13 protein-coding genes are annotated in these 16305 nt (G+C 52.5%); 4 read left to right on the forward strand and 9 right to left on the reverse strand.

What is annotated here, in order from left to right; translation table 11 throughout:
• Positions 1–11: 11 nt before the first annotated feature.
• Positions 12–1601, forward strand: a complete 1590-nt coding sequence (locus SD10_RS06155; protein ID WP_046376153.1) for an MFS transporter — start codon at positions 12–14, stop codon at positions 1599–1601.
• Positions 1602–1632: 31 nt separating this feature from the next.
• Here the strand turns inward: SD10_RS06155 and SD10_RS06160 are convergent, their stop codons facing one another.
• From SD10_RS06160 to SD10_RS06175, 4 genes are all read right to left on the reverse strand, one after another.
• Entirely contained in the window at positions 1633–2538 is a 906-nt protein-coding gene (locus tag SD10_RS06160; protein WP_046376154.1) for a cation diffusion facilitator family transporter, read from the reverse strand.
• Between the two features lie 78 nt (positions 2539–2616).
• On the reverse strand, positions 2617–3237 hold the full coding sequence (locus SD10_RS06165) for an FMN-binding negative transcriptional regulator (protein ID WP_046376155.1): 621 nt from the start codon (positions 3235–3237) through the stop codon (positions 2617–2619).
• A 52-nt stretch (positions 3238–3289) separates the two neighbouring features.
• A complete protein-coding gene (locus tag SD10_RS06170; protein WP_052731090.1) occupies positions 3290–3784 on the reverse strand; it encodes a GNAT family N-acetyltransferase in 495 nt (164 codons plus the stop codon).
• Positions 3781–4404: a pyridoxamine 5'-phosphate oxidase family protein gene (locus SD10_RS06175; protein ID WP_046376156.1), complete on the reverse strand. Its 624-nt coding sequence runs from the start codon at positions 4402–4404 to the stop codon at positions 3781–3783. Before SD10_RS06175 ends, SD10_RS06170 begins: the two co-directional genes overlap by 4 nt.
• Before the next feature lie 86 nt (positions 4405–4490).
• Between SD10_RS06175 and SD10_RS06180 the strand changes: the two genes are divergently transcribed.
• Positions 4491–5969 (forward strand): aminotransferase-like domain-containing protein, encoded by a 1479-nt coding sequence (locus SD10_RS06180; protein WP_046376157.1) that lies wholly within the window; start codon positions 4491–4493, stop codon positions 5967–5969.
• Positions 5970–5981: 12 nt separating this feature from the next.
• On the opposite strand, the gene SD10_RS06185 is transcribed toward SD10_RS06180, so the two are convergent.
• Genes SD10_RS06185 through SD10_RS06200 form a run of 4 tightly spaced genes read right to left on the reverse strand, consistent with a single transcriptional unit; the run spans position 5982 to position 9898 of the window.
• The gene (locus SD10_RS06185; protein ID WP_046376158.1) at positions 5982–8009 is read right to left on the reverse strand and encodes an alpha/beta hydrolase domain-containing protein; all 2028 of its coding nucleotides are present in this window, start codon (positions 8007–8009) and stop codon (positions 5982–5984) included.
• Between the two features lie 56 nt (positions 8010–8065).
• Positions 8066–8326, reverse strand: a complete 261-nt coding sequence (locus tag SD10_RS06190; RefSeq protein WP_046376159.1) for an Ada metal-binding domain-containing protein — start codon at positions 8324–8326, stop codon at positions 8066–8068.
• On the reverse strand, positions 8323–9018 hold the full coding sequence (locus SD10_RS06195; RefSeq protein ID WP_046376160.1) for a 2OG-Fe(II) oxygenase: 696 nt from the start codon (positions 9016–9018) through the stop codon (positions 8323–8325). The genes SD10_RS06190 and SD10_RS06195 overlap by 4 nt, the downstream gene beginning before the upstream one ends.
• A gap of 10 nt (positions 9019–9028) precedes the next feature.
• Positions 9029–9898 (reverse strand): methylated-DNA--[protein]-cysteine S-methyltransferase, encoded by an 870-nt coding sequence (locus SD10_RS06200; protein ID WP_046376161.1) that lies wholly within the window; start codon positions 9896–9898, stop codon positions 9029–9031.
• Positions 9899–10099: 201 nt separating this feature from the next.
• Here SD10_RS06200 and porU2 point away from each other — a divergent pair, with 201 nt between their 5' ends.
• Positions 10100–13360 carry a putative type IX secretion system sortase PorU2 gene (porU2, locus tag SD10_RS06205; RefSeq protein ID WP_046579122.1) on the forward strand — a complete coding sequence of 1087 codons (3261 nt, stop codon included), beginning with the start codon at positions 10100–10102 and terminating at the stop codon, positions 13358–13360.
• Here the strand turns inward: porU2 and SD10_RS06210 are convergent.
• Positions 13357–14061, reverse strand: coding sequence for a hypothetical protein (locus tag SD10_RS06210; RefSeq protein ID WP_046376162.1), 705 nt, complete (start codon positions 14059–14061; stop codon positions 13357–13359). The two genes, porU2 and SD10_RS06210, sit on opposite strands and share 4 nt — an antisense overlap.
• A gap of 281 nt (positions 14062–14342) precedes the next feature.
• Between SD10_RS06210 and SD10_RS06215 the strand changes: the two genes are divergently transcribed.
• Entirely contained in the window at positions 14343–16289 is a 1947-nt protein-coding gene (locus SD10_RS06215) for an asparagine synthetase B family protein (protein ID WP_046376163.1), read from the forward strand.
• Positions 16290–16305 lie beyond the last annotated feature (16 nt).

A 16305-nucleotide genomic window follows, 5' to 3' on the forward strand; every position in this document is an offset into this window, starting at 1 on the left:
AATTGATCGCTATGCCTAGTCAACTCCCTTTTTACGGGTGGGTGCCCTCGTGGCTTCGTGATGCCAGTGTTATCGGTTTGCTGATTTTACAAAATTTCGTTTTTGGCTTAAATACCGACATGCTGCCCGAACTGACGGGTGAACTGGGAACACTGGCCGAAACTATCAAATTTATCATTCAGGCCAATGCCATTGGCTTCCTCTGCAGCTTGCCTCTTTATTACCGGTTTCGGAGTTTCTTCAAGAAAAAAGATCTTCTGCTGGGGGCTTTTCTGCTTCAACTGGTGTTGGCGCTGCTGGCTGGTCGAATTGCGTCTGTTCCGGGGCTGTGTCTGCTGAATTTTGGAATTGGGATCACTAAATGCCTGATCACGCTGGACATGATTGGCCTGCTCATGGCGCGCTTTAATCCGGCAAATGACCGGGCTGTTTTCTACGGATTATACTACTCCATTGCCAAGCCGGTTGCCCTGCTTGCCGACCTCAGTCTGGCCTGGCTTATTTACCAGTACAATTGGCATTATGCGGCCTGGCTGTCCATACCGGCTATTGGGGTATCAATAGGCGTAACGATGCTGCTTTTTCATGGGGAACGGCTATTACCGAAAGTACCTCTGTCGCAGATTGACTGGCTTGGTGCGCTGCTGCTAACGTTGAGCTGTATACTGCTTGCCTTCGTTGCCGATTTTGGCAAGTATTACGATTGGTTTAGTTCGCCTGTTATTGGCTGGGCAATGGCCGGGCTTGTGCTGGCCAGCGGGCTATTTGTGTACCGGGAACTGCATCAGGAACAACCCTACTGGAATCTTAGAATCGTTCGTGACTACCGGCAAATCCGGCTGGGTTTGATACTCATGCTGGTTCTTTGCCTGTTTTTTTATTCGTCATCCCTGGCCCGTCAATATGCTTTAAGCCTGGTGAGAGGGGAGGCCTGGTTTCTGGGTCGCCTGACGATGGTCACGCTGGTTGCCTACCTCGTCAGTTTTCCGTTATGTAGCTGGCTATTGGCCCGTCAGGTGTCCTATCGCCTGTTGTTGATGGCTGGTTTTAGCTGTTATAGTCTTTCGTATGCCTACATCAGTATCACGATTTCACCTGCCATAGCGTTGGGGCATCTATACCTTTTTTATTTTTTACAGGGTGTCGCCTACGGCCTGATTCTGACGACATTATCCACATTTGCTTCCACCAATATCGTTGCCGCTGACAATCCGCATCGGGCTTTTGCCAGTGTGGCTGCCCGCTCGGTTATCGGCCTGGTTACGGTTGGCTCGCTATGGGATAATGCCTTGTACCGCCGTTCGGCCATTAGTCGGAGCAGCCTTACGAACGCCCTTACCGATGAGAACAGTACTTTTCGCCAACAGGTGCAGGTGCTAACCCGCCGGTTTATGCAATCAGGACTGGATGATCAACAGGCACAGGCCGCTGCCGATCAAATCATTTCTCAAAAAGTACAGGCACAGGCCATGCTGCTGGCCGATAAGGACTTGTTTGTAAGTATGTTGCTACTCAGTGTTTTAGTAGTACTCTGCCTGCCCTTTCTGCGTTCGCTGGAGATGCACAATCGGCATCAGGCAAATGAGTACCCGTTGGTCTGACCTGTTTTCTAAGGATAGATAACAGCGTACCTTAAATGGAATCACTAACGGGTTCGATGAACACCTGGCGGATGCTGGGCTCAGCGGTCTGAATCGTTTGCCGAATACGGGCTACTCCCTCAATAATGTCATTGGCCGAAAGATTGGGCGTAAACGTGACCCGCTGAATAAGCACAATATCATTGACGCCCATTTGGAACGTGAGCGTTTGTTTGGCGTTCATCACGATTGGATCGGCTTCCGTTAGCGTAACACTTTGCTGCACAATAGCCGGGTCGGCTCCTTCACCCATCAGCAGGCTCTTACTTTCGTGGGCCAGCAACACCGCAACAACCATGAGCAGAATGCCAATGAGTATGGACGCGAGGCCATCCAGATAGGGGTTATTGAGCGCATGGCCCAGAAAAACGCCCAAAAAGGCAATAATCAGCCCCAATACATCGGAGCCGTCTTCAAACAACACCACGAAGGTAGACGGGTCTTTGCTGTCTTTAACGGCAGACCAAAAGGGCTGATTACCCCGTTGCGCATTGAACGCCTTAAAGGCCGTTACCAACGATGCGCCATCCAGCACGAGGGCAACACCAAGTACGATGTAGTTCCACTGCGGATTTTCGATAGGCTCCGGATGCTGCATGTGGGTGATGCCTTCATAAAAGGACACCCCGCCCCCTACCGCAAAAATCAGCAGCGACACAACATAAGACCAGAAATAAAGCTCGCGCCCATACCCAAAAGGCCGTTTATGGTCGGCGGGTTTCTGGCTGCGCTTGAGGCCTAACAGCAGCAGGATTTCGTTGAGGGTATCAACCAGTGAGTGAATCCCCTCCGAAACCATGGCCGAGCTACCCGTTACGCCAGCAGCCACAAACTTGGTGAGGGCAATAGCCAGATTAGCCCCGAGGGCTGTATAAATTGCTGTTTTCGACGATGCCATACTGGTTCAACCGGTTTGAGGAACCGTATGTTTATGTACGTCATCAGGAGGTGGTCCTTGGGCTCGAACAGTAGTTGGTCAGGCGCGTCGAGCGGCCATTTCGTCGGCCAGCGCGTCAGCATTCGGGTCGCCTGTCTGGCGGAGTTCGGCAATGATCGCTTTGTAGTTGGTATCGTCCCGGTTTTGGCTAAGTTTGGCCACCCCCTGTAGGCTGTCGATGGTCATGGTAAATGCGACAAGACCCCGCATTTCTTTCCGCACATAAGCCTCGGTCATGCTCTCGACCGATACGGAACATTTCGACTTTGCCTCGTACTTATCGACTTGCTGACGTAAAAAAGCCAGGGTTTCATCGTCTGTCAGGGTGTTTGTCCGACCAGTAACCTGCACCGAAAGGTAGTTCCAGGTAGGCACATTGACGTGGTCATACCAGGACGAGGAAATATAGCTATGAGCGCCCGAAAATATAGCCAGAGAAGGCGTATCCCGGGCCAGCAGTTTAGCTTGTGGGTTGGCTTTCGCCAAATGCCCGACCAACTGAAATTGACCGTCGGCAGTGGGCATGAGTTCAATGGGCAGGTGGGTAGCTACGGGAATTCCATCCTCGCCGGTGCTGATAAGTAATGCGAATGAGTGGTTTCGAATGAATTGGAACAACGTATCGCGGTCGGTTTCCTGAAAGGCTTTTGGGATGTACATGGTGGTTCGTTTTACTTACTTGATTCTTACTCGGCTGGGTGTTGTTGGTTGCTTACAAAAAGAGAACCATTTGTTCTTCGTCGTAGTACATGTCTCCGTCTTTAAGGGCGTTCTTTTCGTAGGCAAAGGATGTAAATCCCAGTTTCTCGTACAGGCTTCTGGCGCGGTGGTTCGTCGCGATAACGGTCAGGTTAATCTGCTCAATATCCGATACTAAACGTACTCGCCGGATGGTTTCTTCCAATAAAAGTCGCCCCAAATGCTGCCCGCTGTACTCTTCGGCTACATACATACCGAAGAGTAACCCTTTGTGTCTGAACTTCTGACGGGTCTGGCCTTCACGCTCAAAGCTTACGACACCGGCTAGTTCGTTTGTAGCGGTGATAAACCCCAGGGTGAAGTTGTCCGGCATACCGGCAGTGGGAAAAGGCGCCTTTACCTGATCGGACGGTTTGCTTCGAAAGCAATCCTGATGTCGGTGAAATCCCATCATCCGGAACGCCTGGTAGCCGTAGTTTTCTGTAGCCGTGAGTTCGACAAGCCTCATGACAGGTAGGTTGGTAAGGGTGTTTTCAAACTGTTTTCTGCGGGTGCCGGTGCCAGTCGTACGGTTTGCATCGGAATGACGCCCGCCCAGGTCGGTAGGTCTTCGTCTTCAGGCTCATCATTGGGACCACCCGCACGAACTTTGGCCGACGCTTCGGCCAGCGAAAAAACGAGAACGGTAGTTTTGCGCATCTCACTGGCTGTTGTGGGGCGCAGGTCATCCCAACGACCGGGAATCAGGTGATCCGTAATCAGCGCCAGGGCCTCCAAGCGTTCAGTCTCATCCGTCACTTTTTGTGCATTGGCAAAAATCGTGACGGAGCGGTAATTGACCGAGTGGTGAAATGCCGATTTCGCCAGCACCAATCCGTCCGTAAGCATAACCGAGATACAAACTGGATTTCCCTGCTCAATACTACGAATGAAATGACTCCCTACCGAACCATGTATGTATAGTTTGTCGTCTTTTCGGGCAAAGGCCGTTGGAATGGCCATCGGCTGTCCGTCAATAGAATAGCTGACGACGCAGAACAAGGCTTCGTCCAGAATGGGGTGGATGGTTGCTGCATCGTAATGAGCGCGTTTGGCCAGGCGGCTGGGTGTTGTGCGGGCGGTTTGCATTGGTTTTCTTGCTTTTTACGGAACAAATGTCTTGCTTTAGTGGTCTATGCAAATCGTCCGGTTTTTATAAATTGACTAGTCCGGTTATGGTGCCTTTAAAATCCTTGATTCAACTCGACAAGGCGTCGCTACTGCCCATTTTTGTGCAACTCAGCAATCAGCTTGGGCAATTGATCCGGGTGGGTACGCTGTTGCCGGGTCAGCGGCTGCCCGGCACGCGTCAACTGGCTGATCTGCTCGCATTGAATCGACAAACGGTGGTGGCCGCTTATGACGAAGGAATGGCACAGGGCTGGCTCGAAAGTCGCCCCGGAAGTGGTACCTATGTCGCATCTCACCTCCCAGACGTAAAGCCGCAACCACTACCGTCGGGCGATGAGCCCTTGCTGAAAAACAAGGCAACCGACGGGCAGCCGGGTTATGCCTTTGATCGGCTTGATTTTCTGGTTCGTCCTGTGATGACAACCCAGGCTGGTCTGCACCTGGACGATGGTTTTCCTGACATTCGGCTGGCACCGATGGACGAACTGAGCCGGGCCTATCGTTCTTATTTTCGGTGGGGCAATCCGCAGCAGCACTTCGGTTACGGGGATACCAAAGGTCATTCTTTGCTCCGTGAGCAACTGTCTATGTATTTGAACGAAACCCGTGGCCTGCAAACGACTCCCGATAATATGCTCATTACGCGGGGTAGTATCATGGGCCTGCACCTCGCCAGCCAGGTGCTGTTGCGGCCGGGCGATGTGGTCATAACGGGCGAAACGACCTGGGCGGGCGCAACCATGAATTTTCGAAAAGCGGGTGCCATCGTACGGACCGTGCCTGTCGATGAACACGGCATTGACCTCAATAAGCTGGCAGGTTACTGCGAGCAGCAGCCGATTCGGATGGTGTTTGTAACGCCCCACCATCATTACCCAACCACGGTAACGCTTCACCCCAGCCGGCGGGTTCGCTTGCTGCAACTGGCTGAACAGTATGGGTTTGCCGTTCTTGAAGACGACTACGATTATGATTTTCACTACCTCAGTCGACCGATCTTGCCTTTAGCCAGCGCCGACCGTCGGGGTATGGTTGTGTATGTCGGCTCACTGACCAAATCGGTCGCACCGGCCTTCCGAATTGGCTATGTGGTAGGCCCTTCGGCGCTGATTGATGAACTGGCCCGGCTCCGGCGCATCATCGACCGGCAGGGCGACCCGATGCTCGAATTTGCCATTGGGCAGTTGTTTAAAACGGGTGATCTGAAACGCCATTTTCGGAAAACTTTACGCACCTATCAGGCACGCAGGGATCATTTTTGTGCGCTGCTGGCCAGTGAATTACGAGATGCCATACAGTTTACCAAACCGGATGGCGGGTTGGCCGTTTGGGCGCGTTTCGACCCGGCGATTGATATGGAAGCGATGGCCGGACGGGCGGCACAGGAAGGGCTGACCTTGTCGAATGGCGTTTTTCATAATCCACCCGGTCAGCAGCTAAACGGCACACGACTGGGCTTTGCATCGAGTTCAGAGGAAGAACTGGAACGAAGCGTTCAGGTGCTGAAAAAAGTGCTTTATTAATCAAGAGGAGCACTACATCTTGCTTTCCTGCGCGGCTTTAACATACGCTTCTGCATCCTCCGCCAGTAAAAAGCGTTGTTCGACCAGCTTCTGCACCGACTTTCGGACGGCCTCTACATAGTCCTCGTGCGTTTGGTAACGTTCCTGCACCGACAAGCGCGGGTCGTTGGCCAGGAGCCGTTCGGCTTTGGTCATGTTGAATGGAATGTATTGTCCCGATCCTTCACAGCCGTCATTTTCGCCGTATTCAGACCGGCGCAACGCCCAGCCGGTAGTGGTAGCAATGGGGACAGCCACGGGCGGCAACCGAATTCCAGCTACTTCATTCCCGTCTTTATCGACCTTCGATACAAAATTGACGTAGCTAGGTCGCCCGGCTACGCTCGTTGGAAAGGTCGTTAAAAGGCCCTGATCAAACGAGGGACCAAAGTCGAGCAGATAGCGGGTGGTGACCAGGCCCGTGTAGGTCACGCCCGGCAGGGTAGGCCAGCCAAGTGCGGCCTGCGGCACGGCCCCCGTTTGAGAACCCGGTTGGGGCACGGCCAAAGCCGCCGTTTTTGTTGACTGCCTGGGCACCTGGCTGGCCGGTGGGGCAACGCCCTTAGTCACCCAGGCGTCAAGGGCCATAAAGAGTGCCCGCAAGGTCGGTTCGGCGTTGGTTGGGTTCTGAAATTGCTGGCAGATGCCCTTGCTGGTTGCGTTGCCCGTTCCGTGCTGTGCGCCAGCGACGAGATAAAACCGGACGTTGTCTGGGTCTGGCAAATCCTGTCCCTGGCTGTCGGTATGCAACAGCGACGCGGCTTTCACCCAATATTCGTTGGATGAATTGATCTCGAAAACCTTCGGACAGGTGTTGCTGGCTGTACAGCGAGCCAGTCGGCCAGCGGTTCTTCCCGTAAGCGGGTCGGTCAGAACGGGGTAGGCGAAGGGAAAAACGCCTTCCGGGTACAGGTGATTCTGCCGGTTTCGCTCCGTCCGCGATGGTTGCGCGAAGCGGTAGTTGAGGGCGATGCCACTCGCCCCGCCAAGCCAGTTTTCGATGCCATCCAGTACCCGTCGGTTCTGCTCATCGGCATTGAAACCCAGTGTCTGAAAATCATTGACGTAGCGGGCAGGTTGTGAAACCGAATATGAAAAGGTGTACTGGATGTCGTTGGCCAGCGGATTCCGATTGCCAAAATCATCGGTGGTTGCGTACCGTAGAAAGGAGACAAAGTCGCGGGTAGCGGCAAAGCCTATCCCGGCCACAACGGGGTTTTTGGCCGTGTAGTGGAATTCATAAATGGCACTTTGGCGGAAAGAGGTTCCGGCTGGTAACAGCCGTATCGTTTTATCGTTGGTGTATTCCCAGCCATTGGCCGGAATAACGCTGGGCGCATCACCTAAACGATCGCGTACCGTAAGTGTCGCTTTCGATTGATCCAGCGTGGCGGCCGGATAAGCAAGTGAGTAGGATAATGACGTAGCGTTGTCGAACGAGATGTATTCGTAGGACGGTCCCGTAATGGACGACCCGTCGGCGTTTTGGGCAACGGGAACGCTGATGGTCAGATTGTTATTGGCCGGTGGGGCCGAGCAGTCCCAGCCATTCAAGGCCAGGGTGTAGCCCTTATTCATCAGGAAGCCTTCGCCGGCCTGGGCTGCGGTGGTTGGGTCGTTGCCGCCACTGCTTTTGTTGAACCCGCCAACGAGCTTGCCACCCCGGTTGTTTATTTCCAGAAAGAGTTTGTGGTTGCCCTTGCTAAGGTCAATGGGTTTGAGAATGTAAATATCCATGACATACGCCACCATACCCTTTCCATTGCGCGGTGCCAGCGCAATATCCGTAATCAGTGCATTGGGCGGGCTGGTCGGGTCTAGTTCGCCATAAGCCTTGCCCCGCAGTTTTTCGTAAGCGCCCACGCGCCCAAATGCCTTTCCCTCAAACGTGGGCGACTGAACGCTGGTGATTTCGATACGGATAATCCGTGCCTGGGTAGGCAAGGAGAAGGCGATTGAGAGGACCAGCGAGACGAGTAAACGAGTACGTGAAAATGGCATTAGCGTGTGTTTTGCCTGGTATATGGCCAAAATAAGAAGCAGATAATTGACAGCCTCTACTGCTCCCGCTGCCAGGCCTTGTATTGGGCGGGCAGGCAAACCGCGCAGGGCCGGAAGCCTGCCAGAATGGCCTCGGCTTCATCGCTAAAAAAGACTCGGTTAGCAACGTTCATGCGCTTGCCTGCGCGGCAGGTCAGCAGGCCATAAATTTTGCCCGGCCGATTGCCACCCAGGCTGACCCGACCAATGCCCACAAGGGCCGATAACGTTCGTAATCTGGAAATGGGCGTTGCACCTAATTCGACATGCCGAATCATGCGGCATCGTGAAAGATCAACCCAACAGTAACGCGATTGCCTTCTCTAACTTCGCTGACCCCATGCCGCATGGCCACGCGGTAATGACCTCTTGCGCTTTTGGCCGGCCTGAATTTGGTGGTAAAAAGTAAAATCTGTCCCTGTTTCGGTAGCAAAACGGTCGCCTTCGATTGCATCCGGGGGCGTTGTTCGAGCATAACAAATTCACCGCCAGCGTAGTCCTGCCCCGGTTCGTTCAGGAATAAAACGGCCTGAAACGGGAAGTATAACGCACCATACATATCCTGATGAAGTGCGTTCCAGTCGCCGGGACCGTATGTTAAAATCAGGGGTGTTGGGCGCGTCTGTCCCGCTTCATGACAGGTTTTGAGCCATTCGTCAAGGTCAGTTGGGTAGCGTAGACTGATGCCAAGTTTCCCATGCCATTCGTTGGCTACAGGTGCGAACTCCCTGAATAACCGGTGCCGAAGAACGTCAATTAGGGGCGGCAGCGGATACGTGAAGTATTTGTACTCGCCACGGCCATAGCCATGGTTCTGCATCACAATCGTTTTGCGGAACAGGGTTGGCGTATCGAACAGGGCGGCTACTTCCTGGCATTCATCGGACGATAGAACAGCTGGCAACAGAGCGAATCCAGTGTCGGACAGCGTGTGTCGATACAGAGGCCAATCAATATTGGTTACGTTCATGGTTTACAGCTTATTTATCAGTTTGGGCGGCCTCCCAGCCGAGCATAGCCTGTTTGCGGTCAACACCCCAGCGATACCCACCAAACAGGCCGGTTTTTTTGATGACCCGGTGGCAGGGAATCAGGTATCCAATGGGGTTTGACCCAATCGCTGTCCCGACCGCCCGGGAGGCTGTGGGTTGTCCAATGTCGGTTGCAATCTGGTCATAGCTAGCCAGTTGTCCTTCCGGGATTTTCAGCAGTGCCTCCCAGACCTTGAGTTGAAAAGCCGACCCACGTAGTAAAACCGGTATTCGTTGTGCCGGCTGTGTCGTGGGTTCACTGCCAGCGGTTGTTATAGCCATTGACGGGAAAACCTGATCGGCCAGTGGCTGTAAAGCCGCCGGATTGTTTTCGTAGGTAACTTCGGGCCATGCCGCTGTCAAGATGGCCTCGGCTTCATCTTCAGTATTCAGGAAGTGCAGGAGCGCGATTTTTCCGTTGATAGCGCCCAGCACGTACGGGCCAAACGGACTCTCGAATAAGCCATAAGCCATCACCAGTCCCGAGCCAGCCTGCTTAAACTGACCCGGCGTTACGCCTTCAATGGTTACGAACAGGTCATGTAACCGACCCGTGCCTGACAGGCCAGCGTCATAGGCGGCATCGACTAACGCGGCTCCGTTGCGCAACCTGGTTTTGGCATGTTCGAGCGTCAGGTACTGGCTGAATTTCTTCGGACTTACACCCGCCCATTCCGTGAATAACCGCTGGAAATGAAACTCGCTCAGGTTCGCTGTTTCGGCCAGTTCGCCCAGTGACGGCTGTTGGCGGAACGTAGCTGTTAATTGTTCTATGGCCCGGGCAATCTGTTGATACGTATACGGGTTGTTCGTGTTCATGGTATGTTTGTTGGTTGACCTTAACAAAGGTCGCAGGAAACGGCGTCTTGATAAACCCGATTCTTGCGGAATTAGAGAGCTCCCTGTTTGGCGAATCAGCGAACGGATAATAACCTATTTAATGAATTCGATTCGTTATCTTTGAGAAACATTGGTAACATCCTGACAGGATGTACCGGGCTAAGTAAGGCTCATCTGCGTATGAAAAAAGGGTTACTTCTTCTCTTATTTTTGGTCAGCACGCTGGTCGCACAGGGGCAAAAACGATTCGGTAATGAATGGATACAGCCGGGCCAGAAATACCTCAAGTTATCCGTTAATCAGGCAGGTATTTACCGCATTGGCTACGACGAGATTAAAATTGCCGATGCCTCGTTTCTCCTGACAAACCCGCTCAACTGGCAACTGTTCTTCAGAGGGCAGGAAGTGGCCATACGGATTGTAGGTCAGCAGGATGGCGTCTTTGGCGCGCAGGATTACATCGAGTTTTATGGCGAAGGAAATGATGGCGCGCAGGATTCCCTGCTCTATCGCCCTCAGCAACGATTGCACCCGTATCAGACCCTGTTTTCGGATAAGTCCGCTTACTTCCTGACCAGTCGTGCTACGGTGCCCGGCAAGCGCATGCCCGAACTGAATGCATCCGCGCAGGGGTTGTCGCCTGTTGCCTTTCATGTCGAAGAAACGGTTCAGGCGTTTACCAGTGAATACACATTCAATAACCTGAAGGGGCTGGAACCTTACTTACAGCAAAGCTACTTTGAGCCCGGCGAAGGCTGGTCGGGGTCTATTCTTACTCCTGATTCGGTGGGCTTAGTTCAGATGAAATTGCCGGGGCGGGTGTCAGCAAACTGGCCCATTACGGTGCAGGGAATGATTAACGGCCGGGACAATACCATCCACCAGATTCAGCTACAACTCAATGCAACGACGACGTCGGCCATAGCTCCTCTTTCATTTACGGGCTTTGACAGCAAGACGTTTCAGGCAACCCTAAAGCCCGAGTCAATTCAGAATGACCTGCTCACACTCCAGTTTAACGCAGCCAAAAATGGATTCACCAACCATTATTCGATCACCTACGTAAAGGTTACTTACCCGCAGCTACTGGATATGGCCGGTCAACCGACCAAAGTATTTCACCTGCCCGCCAACACCAGCCCAACGGCGCTGCTATCGGTGACCAACGTACCAACTGCATCGGTTGCTTATGATGTTACGGACAGGATAAACTGCCGCTATCTGACTACACAAACCACCGGTGCCCAAACCCAAATGGTTGTCAGTGATGCGGCCCGGAGCCGGGATATTCTCGTCACCAACCGCATTAATAAACCGCTTGCTATTCAGCCAGTCAAAGTGTCGTCGGTAATTCCTAAAGGGGTTGATTACGTGATCGTTACGCATGAATCGCTCCGGCAGTCGGCGGTTGCCTATGCGAGCTACCGGGCGTCGGCGCAGGGCGGAGGCTACAAGCCCTTTATCGTTGAGTCTGATTCGCTGTTCGATCAGTTCAATTATGGCGAAAAAAGCCCGCTGGCCCTTCGGCGTTTTGCGGACTATGTGCTGGCGAATACGGCCGTAAAAAACCTGTTGCTCATTGGCCGGGCAAACAGTTATCCGTACACGACCAAGACTGCTACCGATGACCTGGTGCCAACGGTTGGCTATCCGGGTTCCGATATTTTGATCACGTCTGGTTTGGGCAATTACCCGATCAACACGCCGTCTATCCCAACCGGCCGGATCAACGCCACCACAAACGAGCAGGTGCTGACGTATCTGGAAAAAGTAAAACAACTCGAGTTGGCAACCCCGAACGGGCTCTGGCGCAAGCACATTGTGCACATTAGCGGGGGGAAAAGTGCCGCTGAAGCCGCGGGACTTCGAGAGGCATTAAGCGGCATCGGTACCATTTATACCAACGGGCTTCTGGGTGGACAGATCAGTTCATTCAGCAAAAGCACCCTCGATGAAGTCGAGCCAATAAACATCAGCCCGCTGGTCAACGACGGGGTTAGTTTGATTACGTTTTTTGGGCATGCCGGACCAACGGTTACGGACATGAACTTTGGCTACGCGTCGCCCCCGGAGAATGGCTTTCGTAACCAGAATTACCCATTGATGATTTTCAACGGTTGTGGGGTAGGGGAGATCTTCTCCAGCTTCAAAACCCTCTCGACGGATTGGCTGCTGGCTCCCCAAAAGGGTGCCGGCATCGTACTGGCGCATACCTACTGGAGTTTCGAGCAGCCAACGACGCGTTACCTGACAAAACTTTATACGAGCCTGTATACCGATGCCAGCACGCTGAACGTACCTTTTGGAAAAGTACAGCAGCAACTGAACATGGGCCTCGAAAAAGAGGGCGTCGACCCTTACGATGTCTCGGTTATGTTGCAGATGTTGTTGCAGGGCGACCCCGCCATAAGCCTTTATCCACTGCCCAATCCTGATTTCACAGTCGAACCCAAAGGGATGTATATCCAGTCTAAAGTGGTTGGCAGTTCACTTAAAAACAGCGATTCCCTCCGGGTAGTTATTCCGCTCGCGAACATTGGTAAATATGTAGCGGGGCAGGCGGTTTCGCTGACGGTAAAAAAGACAATTAGTTCGGTAGCGACTACCAGTACGCTGCGATTCCACGCGTTCCGGTATCGCGACACGCTAACCTATACACTGGCCAAAGACGAGCGTTTGCAGCGAATAGAGGTGTCCATAGATCCTGATAATCAGATCGTCGAGTTGAGTAAAACCAACAATACCGCCACACTCGACATCGACTGGGCACAGGCGGAGGGCAGTAGTAGCTATCCCATCAATCGTTTACCAGACCGGGTAAGCCCGGAAATCAACGTGTTCGTTGATGGCAAAATCAGGGAAAATCAAGCGGTGGTTGGCCTGCATCCGCAACTGGAGATTTATATACTGGACGAGAATCCGCTCTCGCCAAAAGACACTAGTGCAGTGGATGTGTACCTGAAAAGTTGCGAAACCTGCTCGCCCCAAAGGCTTGCGACTTCGTCGTTTTCGGTATCCGCTGTATCGGCAAACCAGCTACAGGTAACGACCAATCTCTCACTCACAGCAGGTGGCAGCTACCAACTCATTGTGTTTGGCAAAGATGCCGCGGGTAATCGTACGCAGCCGCCCTATACGCTCGATATTGATGTATTATCGGAAGACAAACCGATTACGTTTGTGGCTTACCCGAATCCGGCAAGCACCTATGTAAAGTTCGAATTAGGTCTGAACGTGAAGGAGTTACCAGTCGAATCACGTTTGCTGATCTACAACCAGGTGGGTGTGCCGGTTTTTGAGAATAGCCTGCCGGTATCGACCGGAAAGAATTCAATTCTTTGGCAGGGAACGGTGCCCGGTATGTACCTTTACTCGCTACGTTTAACGTACAAAGACGGTCATACCGAACTGCATTCGGGGAAAGTTGTCTGGCAGCACTAAGGCACTCGGCTACTCGTGATCAATGTCCATTTTTGCCGTGTACCCGAGTCAATTTTGCCCTTGCCGATGCAGTCGGGTGTTGATTGGCAGTAAGCCAGGGCTGTGTTTTCTCGGTATACCAGCCCTACGTTCTGGGCATACACCCGCTGGTATTTCGTTAAATTGATTAGCGTCGAATCGTTCGGGCCAACGACCGAAACGGTACGATCGAACGATAGCTTGCCTGTTGCAAATGGACGGCCAATGTTCTGATACTGAAGAGCTACGGTGTCTGATAAGCCGTTGTATGTATTGATATTCCAGGAGGTAGTGGCGGAAATGGGGAAAAGTAAGTTGATCGTCGGTACATTGTTATCCTGACTGACGACTTCTGACAGACTTTTGTATACGGTGCGCGTGGCGCTGATTTGCCAGTCATTCTGAGCTGATTGACGCGTGGATTCTTCTAGCTGAAAAAATAGCTGCCCATTTCGGGTAAACGAATTGCTAATTTTTTGCTGAAGCTGATAAGCCTGCGTGGTTGCCCCATTGGTGAGCGAGTAGGTTTCCTCCGTGACCTGATACACCCAGTAATCGCCCGTTTGAAGGGGATAATAGGCCGAATCATCGGGGACCGGATCATTGTTCGTCTGGCAACCGCCGACGATGCCAAGTAAGCCAGCAAGAATAAGTACGTTGTAGAAACGGCTGCGTTTACGCATGGTTAATCGACGAAGAGTCTAGGGTATCCAGTGGAGAAACAGCCTGAATTTCGGCTAAATGTACGCTCATAAGGATGCGCGAAGATAGCGGGTTATGGGCTAAAATGTAACCCTAAAGCGGCTCTGGCATTAACATCGGTTTATTAGTGGGTTCAATTAAGGAGCCTAGCTGTATAAATCCTATCTAACTTCTCATATTCATCTCGATAAGACGTCCTGCTGAATTAAATTAGGTAGTTTTGGGAATATAGAAAACCAGGTTTTAGGCTGGAATTGATCGTATGAGTGGAATTGCAGGAGTTGTCCGATTGGATGGGCAGGATGTACTTGAGGTTGATACAGCCGCCATGATCAACTCGTTAGCTCATCGGGGCGAAGTCGTGCGTCAGGCGATTGATCAGGGGATATTGCTGGCCTTTGGTGGTGCCCTGGAGACTGACCCGGCAACGGAAACCCGCGTGGCGGCTGATGCTGATCTGTTTACGGATGCGGAACAAGACAACCTCTTCGCGTCAATGTTCGCTCAGGGCGGCCCCGCTGCATTCAACGACATCAATGCCGATTTCGCTATAGCGTTGTGGGAAGCCAGCCGTCAAACGCTTGTTTGCGCGCGTGATCCGCTGGGAGTAAAACCGCTTTATTATGTTTATCAACCCGGCCGTTTCTTCGCGTTTGCTTCCGAAATAAAGGCGTTGCTGGCTTTACAGGAAGTCGTGGTCAAACCGAATGAACACAAGTTCAGGGAGTACCTAACCTGGACCACGAGTTACGTGCCCTATAGCGCCGAAACGTTTTATGAATCCATTTACAGCCTTCTGCCGGGTCATTCTATACAGGTGAATGCGCAGGGTTTAGCACTACAACCCTACTGGCAAATCAATCCAACTGCATACCGTAGTCTAACTCGCCCTGAAGACTATTCTGCGTTATTCTACGACACGTTTACGGCAGCGATTGAACGTCGGATGAAGGGAAAAAAGCGGGTGGGCGCTCATTTAAGTGGTGGGCTGGACTCTTCGTCGGTAAGTTCGGTCGCGCAGTTTTTGCTGGAAAAACAGCAACGACCCAGCCTGCATACATTTAACATTGACACCGGTCTGGCGTCTACGGATGAGTCTGAATACGTCCGGGCGTTCGTCAGTAAGTGGCATCCGCAGCATCATACGGTTCAGCCCAAAGCGAATGTGCTGGAGTCCGTGCTGGCAATAAATCACCTGTTCGACCGGCCCGACCATTTCATTATTCCCTCCAGTTTCCACCTGGGTGTTTCGCAGGAAGCCAATCAATTTGGCTGCGATATTCTACTGACCGGTCATGATGGCGACAGTGTGATCACCACCGGGTTTGATTTTCTGGATCAGTTGCTCGATGCCAGCGATTGGGAAAGGTTGCAGGCCGCCTGTCACCAATACATTGATCACCGGTATCCGCCAGATTTTGTTGCCAATCCGCCCCGATTGCGGAATGACGACGAGTTTGAACGCTATGCATTGAGTATCCTGGGGACTAACCTGAAGAAACGGTTTCGGGAGCAATCTTCCGCTGAATTTCTGGCCCAAGTACGCCATCAAAAGCAAATTTTCGGACTATCGACAGTGGGTATTCTTAGCTACGCTGCCCGGCGGGTCAAGGCTAAACTGACGCATCGGACCCTGCTCGATAGTGCGTTTAGCGAGTCCTTTAACCAGCGTGTTGTCCGTCGGCCACTTGTATCGACGGAGCCGCTAACAACGGAGTTGAGCCAGGGGCGTCCGGTTTCGGCAAATCAGGTTTTGAATACAACCAATGTAATCTGCGCCGAGCAACTGAATCATATCGGTGCGCACTACGGCCATGCGTACTCGTTTCCCTTCTTCGATAAGCACGTTGTCGAATTAGGCTTGGCAACGCCCCTGGAGGTTTGTTTCGATCAGGGACGCGGCCGGGGCCTGATTCGGAATGGCCTAAGCGCTGTATTACCGACAGCCATTGTAAACCGCTATACGAAAGCCAACTTTGTGGAATACGGTAATGTGTCGGCGCAACAGTTGTACCAGGCTACACACGAACAGTTTGCGTTGGCAGGCCACCCCATTTGGGGTGTTATCGACCGAGCTGCTTTTGCTAAAATTGTACGTGTCGTCTTCAACGCCAGGATACCGGTAAAGCAGAAAACCCGGTATAACTGGCTGTTGAGCCGTATTATTTACCTGGCTCTCTGGCTGGGAGCGATACCTAAAAAGGGGTGAGCGCAATGGCTATCGA

Origin of the sequence: Spirosoma radiotolerans (assembly GCF_000974425.1) — a bacterium.
GTDB classification, from domain to species: Bacteria; Bacteroidota; Bacteroidia; order Cytophagales; family Spirosomataceae; genus Spirosoma; species Spirosoma radiotolerans.

Bases quoted from the DNA above. Each gene is read 5' to 3' on its own strand.
- SD10_RS06155 (WP_046376153.1), top strand. From the start codon at position 12: ATGCCTAGTCAACTCCCTTTTTACGGGTGGGTGCCCTCGTGGCTTCGT.
- SD10_RS06160 (WP_046376154.1), bottom strand. From the start codon at position 2,538: ATGGCATCGTCGAAAACAGCAATTTATACAGCCCTCGGGGCTAATCTG.
- SD10_RS06165 (WP_046376155.1), bottom strand. From the start codon at position 3,237: ATGTACATCCCAAAAGCCTTTCAGGAAACCGACCGCGATACGTTGTTC.
- SD10_RS06170 (WP_052731090.1), bottom strand. From the start codon at position 3,784: ATGAGGCTTGTCGAACTCACGGCTACAGAAAACTACGGCTACCAGGCG.
- SD10_RS06175 (WP_046376156.1), bottom strand. From the start codon at position 4,404: ATGCAAACCGCCCGCACAACACCCAGCCGCCTGGCCAAACGCGCTCAT.
- SD10_RS06180 (WP_046376157.1), top strand. From the start codon at position 4,491: ATGGTGCCTTTAAAATCCTTGATTCAACTCGACAAGGCGTCGCTACTG.
- SD10_RS06185 (WP_046376158.1), bottom strand. From the start codon at position 8,009: ATGCCATTTTCACGTACTCGTTTACTCGTCTCGCTGGTCCTCTCAATC.
- SD10_RS06190 (WP_046376159.1), bottom strand. From the start codon at position 8,326: ATGATTCGGCATGTCGAATTAGGTGCAACGCCCATTTCCAGATTACGA.
- SD10_RS06195 (WP_046376160.1), bottom strand. From the start codon at position 9,018: ATGAACGTAACCAATATTGATTGGCCTCTGTATCGACACACGCTGTCC.
- SD10_RS06200 (WP_046376161.1), bottom strand. From the start codon at position 9,898: ATGAACACGAACAACCCGTATACGTATCAACAGATTGCCCGGGCCATA.
- porU2 (WP_046579122.1), top strand. From the start codon at position 10,100: ATGAAAAAAGGGTTACTTCTTCTCTTATTTTTGGTCAGCACGCTGGTC.
- SD10_RS06210 (WP_046376162.1), bottom strand. From the start codon at position 14,061: ATGCGTAAACGCAGCCGTTTCTACAACGTACTTATTCTTGCTGGCTTA.
- SD10_RS06215 (WP_046376163.1), top strand. From the start codon at position 14,343: ATGAGTGGAATTGCAGGAGTTGTCCGATTGGATGGGCAGGATGTACTT.